Origin of the sequence: Bradyrhizobium jicamae (assembly GCF_018130695.1) — a bacterium.
GTDB classification, from domain to species: domain Bacteria; phylum Pseudomonadota; class Alphaproteobacteria; order Rhizobiales; family Xanthobacteraceae; genus Bradyrhizobium; species Bradyrhizobium jicamae_B.
This window is the reverse complement of the sequence record NZ_JAFCJX010000002.1, coordinates 238,812-256,655: the sequence shown is the minus strand read 5'-3', so window position 1 is coordinate 256,655 and position 17,844 is coordinate 238,812. Positions and strand designations below refer to the sequence as shown.

16 protein-coding genes are annotated in these 17,844 nt (G+C 64.9%); 7 read left to right on the top strand and 9 right to left on the bottom strand.

The window, feature by feature from the left end:
- Window positions 1-27: 27 nt before the first annotated feature.
- A complete protein-coding gene (locus JQ604_RS03955; RefSeq protein ID WP_212353283.1) occupies window positions 28-1,293 on the bottom strand; it encodes a lipase family protein in 1,266 nt (421 codons plus the stop codon).
- A 139-nt stretch (window positions 1,294-1,432) separates the two neighbouring features.
- Here JQ604_RS03955 and JQ604_RS03950 point away from each other — a divergent pair, with 139 nt between their 5' ends.
- Window positions 1,433-2,344: a hotdog domain-containing protein gene (locus tag JQ604_RS03950; protein WP_212353281.1), complete on the top strand. Its 912-nt coding sequence runs from the start codon at window positions 1,433-1,435 to the stop codon at window positions 2,342-2,344.
- A 35-nt stretch (window positions 2,345-2,379) separates the two neighbouring features.
- Here JQ604_RS03950 and JQ604_RS03945 read toward each other — a convergent pair whose 3' ends face one another.
- From JQ604_RS03945 to JQ604_RS03930, 4 genes are read right to left on the bottom strand one after another with little or no spacing between them, the layout of a single operon-like run.
- On the bottom strand, window positions 2,380-2,829 hold the full coding sequence (locus JQ604_RS03945; protein ID WP_212353279.1) for a DoxX family protein: 450 nt from the start codon (window positions 2,827-2,829) through the stop codon (window positions 2,380-2,382).
- A 22-nt stretch (window positions 2,830-2,851) separates the two neighbouring features.
- On the bottom strand, window positions 2,852-3,703 hold the full coding sequence (locus tag JQ604_RS03940; protein ID WP_212353277.1) for an intradiol ring-cleavage dioxygenase: 852 nt from the start codon (window positions 3,701-3,703) through the stop codon (window positions 2,852-2,854).
- Window positions 3,696-5,072 (bottom strand): MFS transporter, encoded by a 1,377-nt coding sequence (locus tag JQ604_RS03935; protein WP_212353275.1) that lies wholly within the window; start codon window positions 5,070-5,072, stop codon window positions 3,696-3,698. Before JQ604_RS03935 ends, JQ604_RS03940 begins: the two co-directional genes overlap by 8 nt.
- Before the next feature lie 49 nt (window positions 5,073-5,121).
- The gene (locus JQ604_RS03930) at window positions 5,122-6,096 is read right to left on the bottom strand and encodes an amidohydrolase family protein (RefSeq protein WP_212353273.1); all 975 of its coding nucleotides are present in this window, start codon (window positions 6,094-6,096) and stop codon (window positions 5,122-5,124) included.
- A gap of 208 nt (window positions 6,097-6,304) precedes the next feature.
- Here JQ604_RS03930 and JQ604_RS03925 point away from each other — a divergent pair, with 208 nt between their 5' ends.
- From JQ604_RS03925 to JQ604_RS03915, 3 genes are all read left to right on the top strand, one after another.
- Complete coding sequence (locus JQ604_RS03925) at window positions 6,305-6,850, top strand: MarR family winged helix-turn-helix transcriptional regulator (RefSeq protein ID WP_212353271.1); 546 nt, start codon at window positions 6,305-6,307, stop codon at window positions 6,848-6,850.
- 10 nt (window positions 6,851-6,860) lie between these two features.
- Entirely contained in the window at window positions 6,861-8,072 is a 1,212-nt protein-coding gene (locus tag JQ604_RS03920) for a 3-hydroxybenzoate 6-monooxygenase (RefSeq protein ID WP_212353269.1), read from the top strand.
- A 159-nt stretch (window positions 8,073-8,231) separates the two neighbouring features.
- Window positions 8,232-8,459 (top strand): hypothetical protein, encoded by a 228-nt coding sequence (locus JQ604_RS03915; protein WP_212353266.1) that lies wholly within the window; start codon window positions 8,232-8,234, stop codon window positions 8,457-8,459.
- Window positions 8,460-8,523: 64 nt separating this feature from the next.
- Here JQ604_RS03915 and JQ604_RS03910 read toward each other — a convergent pair whose 3' ends face one another.
- Together JQ604_RS03910 and JQ604_RS03905 are read right to left on the bottom strand one after the other, a co-directional pair.
- A complete protein-coding gene (locus JQ604_RS03910) occupies window positions 8,524-10,386 on the bottom strand; it encodes a TRAP transporter large permease (protein WP_212353883.1) in 1,863 nt (620 codons plus the stop codon).
- A 14-nt stretch (window positions 10,387-10,400) separates the two neighbouring features.
- Entirely contained in the window at window positions 10,401-11,417 is a 1,017-nt protein-coding gene (locus tag JQ604_RS03905; RefSeq protein ID WP_212353263.1) for a TRAP transporter substrate-binding protein, read from the bottom strand.
- A gap of 273 nt (window positions 11,418-11,690) precedes the next feature.
- Between JQ604_RS03905 and JQ604_RS03900 the strand changes: the two genes are divergently transcribed.
- The 3 genes from JQ604_RS03900 (at window position 11,691) to allE (ending at window position 15,194) form a co-directional block, all read left to right on the top strand.
- Complete coding sequence (locus JQ604_RS03900) at window positions 11,691-12,596, top strand: LysR substrate-binding domain-containing protein (RefSeq protein ID WP_212353260.1); 906 nt, start codon at window positions 11,691-11,693, stop codon at window positions 12,594-12,596.
- Window positions 12,597-12,735: 139 nt separating this feature from the next.
- Window positions 12,736-14,091: an NAD(P)H-dependent oxidoreductase gene (locus JQ604_RS03895; RefSeq protein ID WP_212353257.1), complete on the top strand. Its 1,356-nt coding sequence runs from the start codon at window positions 12,736-12,738 to the stop codon at window positions 14,089-14,091.
- A 305-nt stretch (window positions 14,092-14,396) separates the two neighbouring features.
- The gene (gene allE / locus JQ604_RS03890) at window positions 14,397-15,194 is read left to right on the top strand and encodes a (S)-ureidoglycine aminohydrolase (protein ID WP_212353254.1); all 798 of its coding nucleotides are present in this window, start codon (window positions 14,397-14,399) and stop codon (window positions 15,192-15,194) included.
- A gap of 15 nt (window positions 15,195-15,209) precedes the next feature.
- Here the strand turns inward: allE and JQ604_RS03885 are convergent, their stop codons facing one another.
- Both JQ604_RS03885 and JQ604_RS03880 read right to left on the bottom strand, forming a co-directional pair.
- Window positions 15,210-16,409 (bottom strand): adenylate/guanylate cyclase domain-containing protein, encoded by a 1,200-nt coding sequence (locus JQ604_RS03885; RefSeq protein ID WP_212353251.1) that lies wholly within the window; start codon window positions 16,407-16,409, stop codon window positions 15,210-15,212.
- A 108-nt stretch (window positions 16,410-16,517) separates the two neighbouring features.
- Window positions 16,518-17,771, bottom strand: a complete 1,254-nt coding sequence (locus JQ604_RS03880; protein WP_212353248.1) for a hypothetical protein — start codon at window positions 17,769-17,771, stop codon at window positions 16,518-16,520.
- Window positions 17,772-17,844 lie beyond the last annotated feature (73 nt).

The window sequence follows — 17,844 nt, the reverse complement described above, 5'->3', positions numbered from 1 at the left end:
GGCGGCAATCGACTAACGCGCTTCACCTCAATCGTTGAACGGAATTCCCTCCGCCGCCTTGCCCGGCGCGTCGGGTGCGCTGATCGCGCCGCAATTGCTCTGCGGCTTGTTGCCGGCGAGCGCGTCGCGGAAGAAAGCGAGCGCATCCGGGAAGGCCGCGTTGAGGCCGCCATTATGGGTCGCGCCAGGATAGGTCTTCCAGACCACATCGCTCCCGCCGGCGCACAGCGCAGCCACCGCGCCATATTGCCGGCGCGGCACCAGCGTTCTGTCGGCGAGGCCGGTGCCGAGCAGCACCGGCACCGGAAGACGTACCATCGACATGTTGGTCACCGGCGTCAGCGATGCCTCGACCTTCGCCATCGGCTCGACATAGACGTTATCAGCGGTGATGCCATCCTTATGCGCAACCGCGCGCATCTCGCCGGTGCAGGCTTCGCGCGCCGCCGTCAGGATCGGCTTGCCCTTGTCGCTGACGAGACTATCGACAGAAGGTGCGCCGTCCGGCAGCGCGCCGCCGAGCATCAGCAGCGAGATATAGATCGGCGATTCGATGCGCAGCGGTGCCTTGTACGGACCGTCCGGAAATGTCGAGACGACGCCGGTCGCGACGGTCGCGAGCAACGGCACGTCGGGCGCATAGGACGGCGCAATCCGGGTGGCGCCGAGCGCCGCGCCCGAGCCTTGCGACTGTCCGGTGACGAACACCTTTTGCGCGAGCTTGCCGGATTGCGACGACAGCGCCGCGCGCACGGCATCGAGCACCGAGCGGCCCTCGGCCTCCCAGTTCAGATAGGTGTGCGGGCCAGGCCCGCCGAGGCCCTGATAGTCGGTCGCGACCACCGCGAAACCGCTGGCCAGCCAGCGGTCGATATAGGTGGCATCGCGCGGCTTGTGTCCGGTCCATGACGGGGCACAGCGATCGGAAACGCCGAGCGTGCCGTGCGCCCAGGCCACCAGCGGCCAGCCGCCCGGGGGCGAGTCGCCCTTGGGAAGGTAGAGCGTGCCGCTCACCGGCACGATGCCGGAATGCCAGCGCACGTCATCGGAGGTGTAGAGGATCCGGCTGGCGGTCGCGGCGTGGCTGATCTCCGGCTGCGCCGGCATCGGCTCCTCGCGCAGCATCACGCCGGCGCGCGACGGCAAATCCTTGCTCCAGACGTAGAACGGCGACAGCATCTGGTCGCCGACCAGCGGACCGACCGGCAAGGTTTCCGCGCGGAGAGGTGATGCGATTTGCAGGGCCGCAAGCGCCAGCGCCGCCGCCCATATCGATGCCTGACCTCTCCGCATGATGTCCTCCGTGGCTTCTTCCTTGGCCACGACCGTAGACGACCTCCAGGCAGCAAACCATCACATTCCCGGCATGGATCATTGCCGATTCGACATCGGTCGCTTTGCCCGCGCCGCCGCATTGGTCTAGAACCAACCCATGTCCGAAGCACCCAACAAACCCCTGCCGTTCGAAGAGCTAGCCAAGGCGATCGTGGCCCGCCGTTCCGACTACGGCCATATCAGCGGCCTGCAGATGGACCGCGCCGAGCCCGGCGAGGCCTGGTCGAGCCTGCCCTATCGTCCCGTCTTCGTCGGCGACACCGAGACCGGCGTGCTGCATGGCGGCGTCGTCACCGCGATGCTGGACGAGAGCTGCGGCATGGCGGTGCAGCTCGCACTCGACGGCACCCGCGCCATCGCAACGCTGGATCTGCGCATCGACTACCAGAAACCGGCGACGCCGGGCCTTGCGATCAGGGCGCATTCGGTCTGCACCCGCGTCACCCGCTCGATCGCCTTCGTGCGCTCCACGGCCTATCAGGAGTCCGAGGACGATCCGGTCGCGACTGCCACCGGCTGCTTCATGATCGGCGCCAACCGGACCAACATGCTGAGCGACCGCCGCACCAATCCCGGCCCGAATTCGACGCTGGAGGCGCCCGACGATGTCAACGGCATCTTCCCCCACAGCCCGTTCGCGCGCTGGCTCGGCATCCGCGATGGCGACGACGGCACGCTGGTGATGCCGTTCTCGCCCAAGATCATCGGCAATCCGATCCTGCCGGCGATTCACGGCGGCATGACCGGCGCATTCCTGGAGACGACCGCGATCGTCGGCGTCACGCGCGAGCTCGGCGCGGCGGCGCCGCCGAAGCCGATCGGGCTGACGATCAATTATCTGCGCTCCGGCCGCGCGCTCGACAGTTTCGCAAAAGTGTCGATCGTCAAGCAGGGCCGGCGCATCGTCGCCTTCGAGGCGCAGGCCTGGCAGGACGATCCAACCAAGCCGATCGCCTCCGCGTTCGGCCATTTCATGCTGCGCCGGACGCCCGGCAGCGACGAGGAATAGCTTTTTCCTCGCCGAACTGCTCCCTGCCTGAAAATTCAGGCGCCGCTCTTGATGGCCGCATTCAGCGAATAGGCGCCCGGCCCGTAGACTGCGATCAGCGCCAGCGCGCCGAGCAGGCCGAGATTCTTCAGGAAGTTGATCGTCTGCATCACGACCTGTGCGTCCGGCGCGGCCCAGAAATTGTGGAACATCAGCGTCGCCGCGATCGTGAACAGGAACAGCGCAACCGCTGCCTGTCGCGCGAACAGGCCGAGGATCAGCGCCACACCGCATCCGAGCTCAACCGCAATCGCGCCGCCTGCGAGAAACGCGCCGATGCCGTCAGCGCCACCGAGACGCCCGGCGGTCGTCGTGAACGCCATCACCTTGCCGATCCCGCTGTAGAGGAACAGCGGCGCGACCGCGAGCCGCGCAAACAGCATAACGAGCGAAGCGGACAGCTGCGTGGACTGATCGCGACCCGCGACCTCGGTGGAACCGGACATCGTGTATCTCCTTTGATGAGCGTTACGGTCGCTGCGATGGCAGCGGTTTCAGGCCGAACCTGTAGCTGAGCGTGCGCCGCTGCTCGCCTGCGCGCTCACTCCTCGCAAATTGAGCGATCAGCGAGTTCTTCACGCCGAACACGGCGTCCGAATCCAGATACGGACTTTCGGCATCGAACAGATGCGTGATCAGCGTCTCATGACCCGCAGCTGAAATCATGAAGTGGATATGCGCGGGACGGTTGGGATGACGGCCGAGCGCCTGCAACATGTCACCGACCGGACCATCATCCGGAATCGGATAGAACGCCGGCATGATCGAGGTGAAGGCGAAGCGCCCTTCCCGATCGGTCCTGAAGCGCGCGCGCAGCACGAATGAGTCGCGTTCGGGCTGCTGCACGTCGTAATAGCCGTCGTCGTCGGCCTGCCAGACATCGACGGTCGCATCATCAAGCGGAACGCCGTCCGCCGAGCACACCGTGCCGCTGACTTCAAGTGGCTCGCCGCCCATGCCATCGGAAATGTCGGCGCCGGACGGCAGGTCCGGCGCGGCGGCGACGAAGAACGGACCCAGCACGGTCGTCTCGGTCGCCCCCTCAGGCATGCGATGATTGATCGCATCCACCAGCATGGAGACACCGAGCGTATCCGACAGCAGGATGAATTCCTGCCGCGTATCGGTGCAGGTCTGCCCGGTCCGGGTCAGGAATTCGATCGCCTGATTCCATTCGTCGAAGGAGAGTTCGACGTCGCGGACGAAGTCGTGCAGATGACGAACCAGGCTCGTCATGACGGTCTTCAGCCGCGCATCCGACGTACCGGCCATGCTGTCGATGACGGCATCCGTGATGTTGCGTTCGTCGAAATCACGCACGGAGCGTCTCCTGTTCCGGCAGCGCCGCACCGGTCGCCGTCGAAGGATTGGCCGAGGCCGGGCCCAGCGATCCGATCGCAAGCGCCGCGACGATCGCCGCACCGCCGATCGCCCAGAACACGACGTCGGGACCGCCGGTGGCCTGCTGCAACAGCCCGATCACATAAGGGCCGAGGATCGCGCCGACGCGGCCGACGCCGAGCTCCATGCCGACGCCGGAGGCGCGGAAATCGGTCTCGTAGGAGCTGGCAGTAAAATTGTTCAGCACGTGCTGCGCGCCGATGATGCAGAAGCCGGCGATCGCGACGATCGCGAGGTTGAAGCCGTGGCCGCTGACGAACACCAGCGCAAGCACCGCACCGCCGCCAAACACCCACCATGCCGAGAGATAGCGCGGCACCAGGCCGAGCTTCCGGTCGGCCAGCATCGCCAGCGTCAAGCCGCCGAGGAAGGACGTCGCCTGCATCAGCGCGCCGAAGCCGAAGGATGCGGCAAAGGTCTCGCCGCGCTTGATCATGACGGTCGGGATCCAGCCGGTGAGGCCGAAGATCGCGAACAGGCTGAGGAACGCCGTGATCCAGATCGTGAGCGAGACGCGCCGGTAGCGCGGGCTGAGCAAAGCACTGACCGTGTTGCGCGTCACCTCACCGGCGGCCGCACGGAAGGTCGCGTTGCGATAAAGCTCGGCGCGCTCCGGCCGCAGCCGCGCCAGCAGCGCACGCAGTTCATCGCTACGCCCACGGGCGGCGAGGAATTTCGGGCTCTCCGGCAGCACCGCATGCACGACCAGCGTCAGCGGGATCGACATCGCCCCAAGCCAGTACAGCACCGGCCAGCCATAGAGCGGCGTCAGGTAGACACCGACGAGGCCTGCGAACACGCCGCCCAGCGACCAGCCGAGCGAGACGCCCCACAGCGAGAACGTGTTGCTGACACGGCGCGGTGCCAGCTCGTTGATGTAGGTGGTGCCGAGCGGCAGCAGCACGCCGAGGCCGAGCCCGGTGACGAAGCGCAGGCCGCAGAAGCTCAGGAAGTCATGGGCGAACAGCGCCGTCAGGAGCGTGAAGACGTTGACGATCCACAGACCCGCGAGCAGCGTGCCGCGGCGGCCGAACCGGTCGGCGACCATGCCGTGCCCGATCGCACCGAACAGGAAACCGACCAGGCCGGAGCTGACCAGCAGCCCCGCCTGGCTCGGCACCAGTCCCCACGGCTGCATCACATAATGAATGACGTAGGCCGGATTGAAGGTGTCGTAGCCGTCAAACAGCGTGATCAGGGTGATGAGAATGCCGAGGACCTTGTGCGACGGGCTGATCGCCGCGCCGGCAAGCTCCTCATGAACGTCAATCTCAGACGAAGTGCCCATGGTTTCCCTCCGATGTCAAAATGGTCTGCTCTGCGGCAGATTGAGATGATTAGAGCTTGAACAGCGTCCGCGCGTTCTCGCGACCGATCTTGAAGCGGTCGCCTTCGGCGATCGTCGCCACGTCGAACCAGGCGGCGGCGTGATCGATGTTCTCGAATGGCCAGTCGGCCGAGAACAGGATGCGGTCGGCGCCGATCTCCAGCATCGCGTCGATCAGGGCCTGCGTGCGGAAATTGCCCGAGGTCGTGATGTAGAAATTCTCGCGGAAGTAATCGGCGATCTTGCGCTTGGCCGGATAGACGTTCTGGGCGCGCATCCACTTGTTGTGATTGTCGACCCGCCAGATCGAATACGGCAGGCCCTCGCCCATGTGGCCGAGAATGATCTGCAGGCGCGGATAGGCATCGAATAGGCCCGAGCCCATCAGGCGCAGCGCGTGCACAGCCGTCTCCTGCCCGAACGCCCAGGTCGGTCCCATCAGCCAGCGATGGCCCTCATAGATCGCGGCATCCTTCGCCAGCGGATTGCGCGGGTGCAGATAGAAGGGCACGTCGAGCCGCTCGACCTCGGACCAGAACGGCCAGAACTCCCTGCGGTCGTAATAGAGCGCGCCGTCGGTGCCTGCGAGCTCACTGAAGCCGTTGACCAGCGCGCCGCGGAAGCCGAGCGACGTCACGCAGCGATCGAGCTCGCGCGCCGCAGCGTCGGGATCCTGCATCGGCAGCGCGGCCAGGCCCTGGAAGCGCTGCGGCCGCCGCGCCACCTGCTCGGCGAGATAATCATTGGCACGCTGTGACAGCTCCGTTGCGCGGCCGCGATCGGGAATCGCCTGCACCGCCGGAGCATTCAGCGAGAGCAACATGAGTTCGATGCCGTTGGCATCCATCTCCCGCAAGCGCCGCTCCTGGATGTCGAGCAGCCGTCCCTTGAGCTCGACCCAATCGTCGGCCGGCGCGAAGCCAGCGCTGTCCTTCAGTGTTTCTTCCAGCGCGAAGTGCTCTTCCAGCGCGATCTTTCCCTGCATTCGTGTCCTCACCTTGTCTTCGGGTGTCTTGTCTTCAAGCGCCTCAACTTCAAGCGCCTTGGCTTGTCCATCTTGACAAGCAGAACACTCCGTTTCAAAACACTTGTCAATGGAATTATATCATTTGCAACTAAATCAGATGCAACTATTGCCGACGCGAGCAAGCATGGCTAAGCCCACAGCACACCGACGCTGTGGGGATAAATCCATGTATCGACTATCGAATTCGCTGCCCTATTTGCTGGCCAGAGTGGGCATAAGGATGGGCGACCTGTTCGTCCAGGTCGTCCGCAAGGAAGGGCTGACGCTTCCGATGTACCGGGTGCTGGCGGCGCTGGCCGAGCAGGCGCGCCCGCTTCGCCTGGTCGAATTGAGCACGCTGACCTCGGCCGATCTGTCGACGCTGTCGCGGCTGGTCGCCGACATGCACAAGACTGGCCTCGTCTCGCGCGAACGCCCCGCCAACGATCAGCGCAGCCTGCAGGTCGAGCTGACCGACGCCGGCCGCGAGCTCTATGACCGCTTCATGCCGGTCGCCGCCTACTATGAAGAGGTCGCGACCGGCACGCTGGCCAAGAAAGAGGCGGCCGCGCTGAAGGCCGTGCTCGGCGCGCTCTACGAAAATCTCGACCGCATCGAAGCCGAGATCGAGAGCGGCGAAATCGAAAAACTGATCAAGCCGAAACAGGCACAGACCAAGGAGCGGCCCCCCGAGAAAAGCCGTCCACGCACGGCGCGGGGGACCTCAACATGACGGAGGGAACATGTCGGAACAGCCTATCCTCATCGCCGGCGGCGGCATCGGCGGCCTCGCCGCAGCGCTCGCACTCGCGCAGAACGGATTTCACGTCACCGTGCTGGAGCGCGCGCCGCGCTATGAAGAGATCGGCGCCGGCATCCAGCTCGGGCCGAACGCCTTCCACGCCTTCGATCGCCTGAAGGTCGGCGACGCCGCCCGCTCGGTCGCCGTCTTCATCGACCAGCTGCGCCTGATGGACGCCATCTCGGCGGAAGAGATCACCAGTATCGATCTCACCAGCTATTTCCGCCGCCGCTTCGGCAACCCCTATGCGGTGGTTCATCGCGGTGATCTCCACGGCATCTTCGTGCGTGCCTGCGAGGCGCACGCCAACGTCACGCTGCGGGTTGATTGCGACGTCACCGGCTATGAGCAGGACGGCGCGCAAGTCATCGCGCTGTTGAAATCCGGCGAACGCGTCGTGGGCAGCCTGCTGGTTGGCGCCGATGGCCTGCGCTCCCGGATCCGCCAGCAGATGGTCAATGACGGCGCGCCGCGGGTCGCCGGGCACACCACCTATCGCTCCGTGATTCCGGCGGAGCAGATGCCGGAAGATTTGCGCTGGAACGCGGCGACCCTGTGGGCCGGCGCCAAATGCCACCTCGTGCATTATCCGCTGTCAGGCTGGAAGGTATTCAACCTCGCCATCACCTGCCACAACGATCCGAAGGAGGTGTTTGCCGCCAGACCCGTCAGCCATGACGAGGTGATGGAAGGTTTCAGGGATATCCATCCGCGCGCCAAGGCGATCATCCACCACGGCAAGGACTGGAAGGCCTGGGTGACCTCGGACCGCGATCCCACCGATCGCTGGATCGACGGCCGCGTCGTCCTGCTCGGCGATGCCGCGCATCCGATGCTGCAATATTTCGCGCAAGGCGCCTGCATGGCGCTGGAGGATGCGGTCTGGCTCGCGGAACAACTGGCTGCGATGCGTGACGCGCCCGAGCGCGCGCTGGAACATTATCGCGGCATCAGGCTGCTCCGTACCGCGCGGGTCCAGCTCGGGGCGCGCGAGCTCGGCACCCATGTCTATCATCCGGCCGGCGTGCATGCGCGCCTGCGGAACCAGCTGATGCGCGACACCAGCCTCGAACAGTTCTGCGATAAGATGGCCTGGCTCTACGACTCGCCGTTCGGCGATCGCCCGGCCGGGGCGATGAAGCAGGCGAGCTAGAACGCTCGCCGTACGTCGCGCGTGTTGAATCCCGGCAACACTCGCCGACAAAATGCGCTGTCGCGTCGAATAGGAATCGTCACAACACAAACGTGCCGCATCGAGGCATGATCCTGCGCGTGTGGGCCGCAGGACGACAACAACTGGGAAAGAGCCTCCATGCCGGGACAGTTTTCGGGCGAACTCAACAACAGCGGGTACGTTTTCTACTTCCAGCTCGCCAGCAACGGCACGCGGCGCGCCTGCAGCCTGACCATCCAGGCCGACAATGCCAACGAAGCGACGAAGATCTTCCGCGAAAACTGGACCGCGATCGAATCGATGGCGCGCGACGGCCAAAGCGCCGGCACGATCAGTTCCGCGGCCGTCAGCCTCGCGATGTCCTGAGATTGCCTGGGAACTCGTCACCTGTGCGCGCGCCGGCATCGCGACTGCGACGCCGGCGTCGATCTCACAGGAACACCAGCGAGATCCACGGCACGAAGGTGATCAGCAACAGCCCGAGGAACAGCCAGGCCAGATAGATCCAGATCCGGCGCATGCCGGCATCCGGCGACACGCCGCCGATGCTGCAGGCGGCGTAATAGCAGAGGCCGAAGGGCGGGGCGAACAGGCCGAGGCCCATCGCCAGGATCACCACCATCGCATAATGCACCTCGTTGATGCCGAACGTGGCTGCGACCGGGAACAGCAGCGGGCCGAACAGCACGATGGCGGGAATCCCCTCCAGCACGCTACCGAGCACGATGAAGGCGACGACGGAGATCAGCAGGAAGCCCCAGGCGCCGCCGGGCACGCCGGCCATCCGCGCCGCCAGATCATGCGAGAAGCCGGACTGCGCCAGCGCCCAGGCCATTGCGCTCGCGGCGCCCACGATGAACAGGATCGAGCCGGAGAGCGAGGCCGTCTGCACCAGCATCGGCAGCACGTTCTTCCACGACAGGCTGCCGCGATAGATGATCAGGCCGAGCAGGAGGCAATAGGCAATGCCGATGGTCGACACTTCGGTCGCGGTCGCATAGCCCTCGACCACCGCGCTGCGAATCAGGAACGGGAGCGTCAGCGCCGGCAACGCCACCCACAAGGTCTTCACCACGACCGACATCGGCGCTCGCGCGACCTTGAGCGCAGCGTTCTCCTCGGTGCCCGCGCGGTAGCGCGCGACGAAAGCGAGCACGATGGCCAGCACGATGCCGGGCAGGATACCGGCGGTGAATAGCGCTGCGATTGAGACGCCGGTGACGGAGGCGATCGCGATCAGCACGATCGACGGCGGAATGGTCTCGCTCATCGCGCCAGATGCCGCCAGCAGCGACACCAACTCGCCATCCTTCATGCCGCGCTTGCGCATCTCGGGAAACAGCACCGGCGCGATCGCCGCCATGTCGGCGGTCTTGGAACCGGAGATGCCCGAGACCAGCAGCATTGCGCCGAGCATCACATAGGACAGCCCGCCCCTGACATGGCCGAGCACGGAGGCGAGGAAGTTGACCATCACGCGCGCCATGCCGGTCTGCTCGACCATTTGTCCGAGCAGCACGAACAACGGCACCGCGAGCAGGATCAGCGAGCTCATGCCCTCGTCGATCCGCCCGACCACGACCAGGAGCGGCGTCCGCGTGGTCGTGAGCAGGAAGGCGACGGTCGCCAGGCAGAACGAAAACGCGATCGGCACGCCGGCCATCACGGCACAGCCGAGCAGCCCGACGAAGAAGATCAGCAGGTTCCAGTTGCCGAGCGGCTTCAGCGAGGGACCTGCGAGATAGAGCGCGCCGGCAATCGCGGCGAACAGCACGGCCACGGCCAACAGGTCTCTCGCCGAGCGTTTGACCAGCGTGAGGCAGATGCTGGCGAGCGCGATGATGCAGCCGACCGGGATCGCCGCAGCGCGGACCATGCCGGACCAGCCGAGCGCCGGCGTCTCGACGAACGCCTGGTCCTCCACATAATCCAGCGCCGGATGCAGGATGATCGCCAGGAACAGCGCGACGCCGCCGGCGGCGAGCGTCGAGGCCCAGGCCTCGGCGCGCGGCGACAGATACGACGTGAAGAAGGTCAGGCGCATATGCGCCGAGCGCTGCACGGCAATCGCGCTGCCGAGCATCGCGAGCCAAAGGAACAGGATAGAGGCCAACTCGTCCGACCAGATGATCGGCTTGTGGAAGATGCCGCGCGCGACGATGCCGGCAAAGAGGATGATGACCTCGGCGACGACGGCGATCGCGGCGGGAATCTCGACCAGCCAGCGCAGCGCCTGCTCCAGCCAGCGTCCCCTCACGGATGCCGCGCCGCCGAGCGTCACGGTCTCCGGCATGCCGACGGCGGCGCTCATGCCAGCGCCCCGGCGGCGGCCTCCAGGATCTTCCAATTGTCCTCGCCGAACTTGCCGCGCCATTCCTTGTAGAAGCCGGCGGCCGACAGTCCCTTGCGGAACGCCTCCTTGTCGGAAGCCTCGAAGGTAATACCCTTGGCGACCAGCTGATCCTTCAAGGTCGTGTTGAGCTTGGCGGTGTCGGCGCGCTGCTCCAGCGCGGCCTGGTCGAACTCCTTGCGGACCAGCGCCTGCAGATCATCGGGCAGCGCCTTCACCGAGCGACGGTTGCCGAGAATGAAGAACGGATCCCAGATGTGGTTGGTCTCGGAGATGTACTTCTGCACCTCGTAGATCTTGCCGGCCTCGATGGTGACGAGGCCGTTCTCCTGGCCGTCGACCAGATGGGTCTGCAGCGCCGTGTACAATTCGTTGAAGTTGATCGAGGTCGGGTTGGCGCCGAGCGACTTGAACAGCGAGGTGAAGATCGGCGACACCGGCACGCGAATGCGATAGCCAGCGAGATCGGCCGGCGTCTTGATCGGCTTTGTGAACGAGGAGATCTGCCGGAACGTGTTGTCGGCGGGCTTGGCCATCACGAGCGCGCCGGTCTTCTCGATCTGGGCTGCGATCAACCTGCCGAGATCGCCGTCCATCGCACTCCAGACCTGGCTGTAGTCGGAGAACGCAAAGCCGACATTGGCGATGCCGGCAACCGGCGCGACCGTCGACAGCACGGAGCCGGCAATGTTGAGGAAATCGACGCCGCCGCTGCGGATCTGGGTCAGCAGATCGGTGTCCGAGCCGAGCTGCGAGGCCGGGAAGAACTTGATCTCCAGCCGCCCGCCGCTCGCCTCCTTGATCCGCTTCACGGCCTGGTCGAGGCGGGTGTTGATCGGCTGCGTCAGGGACTGGCCGGTGGCGAGCTTGTATTCGAATTCGGCCGCCCGCGCAGGCCTGGTGCGGATCGTGACCAATGGTACAGCCGCCGCCGCGACCACGAAATTGCGGCGTGAAATCAGCTTGCCCGACATCGACAGTCCTCCCCTCTGGTGCAGCGCCGTTTGGGCGCGCGTGTTCGTTGCCGCCGGCGCGATCGCGCTGGCGGGGTCGTCCAAATCGCTTTGTCTGGTGAAAGGCCTTGCCTTGCGTTCCTTCCCCCGGGCGGACCGGCGTCCAGCGCCGTCCAGTTTCCTCGTCAGCCCCGTCTGTCGCGGGTTGCCTTGAGGATGAAGCCTAGATCGCTGGTCATGGGCGACAATTGAATTATATTCGCCGCCACTTTAGCTGGCCTAAAAGGTTTCCCGATGCAGATACCGTTCCGCGCCATCATCGTCTTCCACGCGGTGGCGCGCGCGGGCTCGATTTCCCGTGCGGCGGACGAATTGCGGGTGACGCCCTCGGCGGTCAGCCAGCAGATCCAGGCGCTGGAGCTGCATCTCGGCACCGCGCTGACCTCCCGCGTCGGCCGCAACATCACGCTGACGGAAGCCGGCGAGCGCTATTTCGAGATGATCAGCCGCGAGATCGAGCACGTCACCGACGTGACCCAGCATGTCCGCGGCATCCGCTCCGCCACCACCTTGACGGTGCGGGCCGCCCCCAGCGTGTCGAGCAAATGGCTGCTGCCGCGGCTCGCGAGCTTCGTCGACGCCAATCCAGACATCGAATTGCGGCTCGACGGCACCAACGAGCCCACCGACTTCCGCAAGGAGAATGTCGATATCGAGATCCGCCATGGCGAGGGCGGCTGGCCCGGCCTGTTCGTCGAAAGCCTCGGCAAGGAACGCTTCTTTCCGCTCTGCGCGCCCTCCTCTTTCGCGGCGGGCAGCCTCGAAGCCCAGGACCTGCTCAAGCAGCGGCTGATCCATTCGGTGAAATCGCAGATGCAATGGCCACGCTGGTTCACTGAGGCCGGCATCGAACCGACCGAGCGCTGGAAGCGCGTGCTGTTCGACCGCAGCCATATGGCGATCGATGCCGCCGTCGACGGCCTCGGTATTTGCCTCGATAGCGAGTTGCTGGCCTGGCGCGAGTTGCGCGACGGCCGCCTGGTCTGCCCGGTGAAGAACCCGCCGGAGGTCACGCTGACCACGCAGTGGATCGTCTGCCCGCACGGCCATCTGCGCCACCGCAAGACCCGGACCTTTCTCGACTGGCTGCGCAGTGAGCGCGACGCGTGGAGTGAGCAGCAACATCGGCGGATTGTTTAGCGCGTCTACATCGTCGCGGCAGATAATCTGAATTGCCCTCGGATTCTTCGCTGCCTAGGTTTTCCTCGCAAGGCGAGCACGGCCGGACCTCACGGCCGCAACGATCGCCATCACCCGAGGAACCCTTAAGGAAATCCAGATGAATCTCCATCGCATGCTGCTGGAGCGCAAGGCGGCCGGCAAGCCGGTCACCATTGGCCTGATCGGCGCCGGAAAGTTCGGCCTGATGTTCCTGTCGCAAGTGCGCCAGACCGACGGCATGCACCTCGTCGGCGTCGCCGATCTGAACACCGCGCGCGCCCGCTCGCAGCTCAAGCTCGGCTGCTGGCCCGAGGAACAGTATGCGGCTGCCACGATCGACGATGCGCTGAAGCACGGCCGCACCATCGTCACCGACAACGCGGACTCCCTGATCACCCATCCCGCGATCGAGGTGATCATCGAGGCGACCGGCGATCCCGGCGCCGGCATCCGCTTTGCGATGAAGGCGATCGAGAACGGCAAGCACATCGTGATGGTCAATGTCGAGGCCGATGCGGTCGCAGGCCCGATCCTGGCACGCAAGGCGAAGCAGGCCGGCGTCGTCTACTCGCTGGCCTGGGGCGACCAGCCGGCGCTGATCGCCGATCACGTCGACTGGGCGCGCGCGGCCGGCTTCAAGGTCGTCGCCGCCGGCAAGGGCACGCGCTACCACCCGACCTATCATCAGTCGACGCCGGATACGGTCTGGGACATCCTCGACAAATACATGAAGATCAAGGATCGCAACTCGATCAATCCGAAGATGTTCAACTCGTTCGTCGACGGCACCAAGTCGGGCATCGAGATGACCGCGGTGTGCAATGCGACCGGGTTGCATGCGCAGAGCGAGGGCCTGTCCTTTCCGCCCGCCACCCGCTTCGAGCACGCCGAGATCTGCAAACCGAAATCCGACGGCGGCATGCTGGAGAGATCTGGTGTCACCGAGGTCACGTCCTCGGTTTATCGCGACGGCACCGACGTGCCGCAGAGCCTGGTGATGGGCACCTATGTCGTGTTCGAGACCGACAGCGCCTATTCGGAAGAGTGCTTCCGCGAATACAGCATGCTGCCGGACAAGACCGGCAAATATGCTTCGCTGTACCGTCCGATCCACATGATCGGGCTCGAGCTCGGCATCTCCGTTGCGTCAGCCGCGTTGCGCAAGGAGCCGACCGGCGCGCCGATCATGTTCAACTCGGACGTGGTCGCGACCGCCAAGCGCAAGCTGAAGGCCGGCGAGATGCTCGACGGCGAAGGCGGCTTCTGCGTCTGGGGCAAGCAGACCCCGGCCGATGCCTCCCTCAAGGAAGGCTACCTGCCGCTCGGTCTCGCCCACCAGGTCAAGCTCAAGGGTGACATCGAGCAGGGCCAGCGCCTGAAATGGTCGGACGTCGAATACGATCCGGACAGCCTCGCGGTGCGGGTGCGTCGCGAGATGGAAGCGGCGTTCCGCCAACCGAACGCTGCAATGTAAGCGCGGTCTGCGGCGCAGGCGAAAACGACGACGAACGATCGTCCGAGATCGCCTGCGCCGCTGCAAGCTGCCGCTTGAGCTGAAGCTCGCGGCGCCATGACTTTCCTTCCACGACGAATCTTAGAGCGTCTTGCCGACTTCTTGGGCTTCGGCCGGCTGTCGTTGCGGTGTAGGACGCTCTCGTCTAACAAGCCAAGCAATCCGGTACAGACCAGACCGTATTCGCCTGCGTCGCGGGCGGTCCGGTTTTTCACCGGCGCTGCGCATGCCGCCCTGGCGTTGCGAACTCACCCGAGGACTCTCTGATGCACCCGACCGACCTGCCCGCCCGCCCCGGTATCGTTCGTCCCGGCGCGATCGGCCATAGCCGCGCCGTTGTCGGCCGCAACTTCGCGTTCATCCCGCCCGAAGGCGTGTTGATCAGCCGGCTGCCCGCGTGGACGTCGACGACCGTACGTTTTCTGGCAGCCCCGTCGCTCGGCGCCGAATTTGCCCAATTCATGCTGGAGATCGAGCCCTCCGGCGGCACGGTCCAGCCGATCTGCGTGGACCTGCAGCACTTCTTCTACGTCGTGGCAGGCGCCGTCGACATCCGCATCGGCACCGAACCCCCGACCACGCTGACCGAAGGCGGCTTTGCCTATGTTCCGCCCGGCGTCGCCTTCACGATGCGCTGCCATCCCGCGGGACCCGCGCGCATCACCGCGCTCAAGAAGCGCTATGAGGTGGTCGAGGGCATCGCGACGCCGCCGGCCATCGTCGCTCAACATCAATCCATGCCGGTGACCAATCACACCGGACTGCAGGGGCGCGGCTTCAAGCACCTGATACCCACGGGCGACCTGCGGTTCGATTTCGAGATGAATTTGATGTTCTTCGAACCCGGCGTCTGCTTCCCGGCCGTCGAGACCCACATCATGGAGCACGGACTGCTGATGCTCGAGGGCCAGGGCTTATATTACCTTGGCGATAGCTGGCACGAAATCTGGGTTGATGATTTCATCTGGATGGGATCGTTCTGTCCGCAGCAATACTATCCGACCGGCCACAGCCAATCGGTCTATCTCCTGTACAAGAACGTCAACCGGGACGTTGTCCTCTGACGCGGACCGCGTCGGTCACCCCTGATACGCGAACAGCTCGATCGGGTCGCTGAAGCCACGCACCTTGTGCTCGCCGACATGCTCGAGCTCGAAATCGTCCTTGACGATGTCGGCGAAGGCGCGTGACAGCAGCACCGGCTTGCCGAGTTGCTTGGTCAGCGCTTCCATGCGAGAAGCCATGTTGACGGCGGGGCCGATCACCGTGAAGTCGAGCCGGCTCTGCGAGCCGATATTGCCATACATGACGTCGCCGACATGGATGCCGATGCCGTAGTTGAGCGGCTCGCGGCCGAGCTCGGCGTTCTTCTCGTTCAGCGCAATCATGGCCTGACGGGCTTCGGACACCGCACGCAGCATGTTGGCACATGCATTCTTCTGCTCGAGCGGGAAGATCGCGAGCATGCCGTCGCCGATGAATTTCAATATCTCGCCGCCGTGGCGCGTCACCGGCTCCGACATCGCATCGAAATAGCCGTTGAGGAGATCGATCACGTCGTCGCGCGGCCAATTGTCGGAGATGCGGGTGAAGTCTCTGAGATCGCAGATCATGATCGCGGCGCGCACCGTGGTGCCGCTGCCGCGCCGGGTGGCGCCGGCCAGGATCAACTCGCCGGCATGTGAGCCGACATAGGTCTCCAGCAGCGTCCGCGCCAGGCGGTTCTTCATCCGGATCTCGCTGACCAGCGCCAGCACCGGCAGCAAGCCCTGGAGGCCGGCGAGTTGCTCAGGCGCGAAGCCGCCGGGCCGGTCGGTCGCAAACGTCACGAAATGACGTTTGCCGAGCGTGTGGTACATCGGCCAGGCCACATAGTCGGTCAGCCCCTTCGCCCGCATCTCGTCATAGACCGCGTGCTTGCGGCCATGCGCGGGATCACCGGTGAGATGCTCGCGCAACTCGGCGGCCCCTTCCTGAAGTTCGTTGATGGGACTGCCGATATATTCGGATCGCTCGCGGACATCGAAATCGACCCGCGAAATCTCGGCCTCATTCATCCCGTCGCTCCACATCATCCGGGCGCCGAGCCATTGCGGATGCTGGATCAACAGATGCAGCGACGCCCGCTTGATCGGAATGCCTGCCTGCTGCAGCCGGTTGCACATCTCGGCGAAGATGTTGTCGATGAAGCGCTCGTCGCGCGTGTCGTGGATCAGCCAGCGCACGACCTCGCTGGTGGACGGCGGGGCGGCGGGGTCGATCACTGACGGCGCGTTCATATCCTGTTCCTCGGTCTTCGGAACAGGATATGTCGTGTTTCGGCCCGGAAACGTCAATGGAGCAGCAGCACGTCCCCGCGGACCGCGGGAGGTCAACGAGGCGTCCGGCTAGAGCTTGTGCGGCGAGCCGCGATAGCCCTCGATATCGGCGTATTTGAAAAACTCTTTCGCCTTGTCGAGGCAATCCTGATTGGTGAGGATTTGCTTGTTGTCTGGCTTGTCCGGGAACCTCCAATCGCGCGAGGCGGGATCGAGGGTCAGCGTGTCGAGCCTGGCGGCGCCGTCCTGGAAGATCTTCAGCGCCACGTCGGTGCACAGGAACGAGGTGATCGACGGATCGAAATCGGGCTTGCCGTTGTCCGGAACGAAGAACGCTCCGTTCAGATTGTTGGCGGCCTTTGCAGCAAGGATGTCGCGGGCGAAGGCCATGTTGGCATCGTTGAGCTTCTTGAACTCATCGAGCTGGATTTCCGATCCCGCGATCGGAATCGGCGCGCCCGGCAGGCTCGGCACCGGCTTGCCCTTCCAGTCCAGGATGGGATCGCCGCGCGAATCCACGCCCGCACCGCGATTGGCCAGATTGTACATGATGTTGCCGATCTTGTAGGCGGTGAAGTCGTTCTGCAGATAGATGATCTGCCTGACGCCGGCGAGCGACATCACGCCCGAGCACTGCGCGCAGGATTCCAGCGACGTATAGAGCGTGACGTCATTGAGCGAGGCGATGTGCGGCTTGTCGCTGAGCTTCCTGCCGGTCTTCCAGCCGTCGAACACGTCGGTGAGGCTGAACAGCCGGCGCACCATGCGCGACTCCGCGTGCTCGGCAGAGCTGCGGAAGAAGTCGTTGTGGTTGAAATCGAAGTCGATGATCTCGCCGTTGCCGTCGACCGCGATGCAGGCGATGTTGTGGCCGAGATAGCGATCCCAGTTGACGCGCAAGCCCCCGGGATTGGCCATCATCTCGCCGCGATAGCGCTGCGGCTTTTCCGGCAGCTGCGGACGATCGAGCTGCGCTTGCCGCAGCGGATAGCTGCCGAGCGGGCCCCTCTTGTTGCCGTTCCAGAACCGGACGATCAGCTTCATCAGGAGGTAGCAGAAGATCTTGTGCCGGTCCCGCATCGCGGGATCGCCGAGCTCCGGCGCATCCCGCCGCAGCCCTGTGGTCACGTCGACGAGGTCGCCGAGCTGCCGGTTCCAGTTCTCGATCAGCGGCTTTTGGGTGTCGAAGCCGGGCGGCGGCGCCAGCAGGGACTGCGCCGACGCCGGCACTGAGACGGCTGCGCCGAGCGCGCTTGCGGCCCCCGCGGCCGCCGTCGTGGTCGCGATGAAGTCGCGCCGGTTGACCTTGTTGTCGTCGCTCATTGCAGGGCTCCCAGCATTCTCTCGAGACTCCGAAGCAGGCCTTGCTTGCCCCGGCGCGGCACCGGGCAGCGTC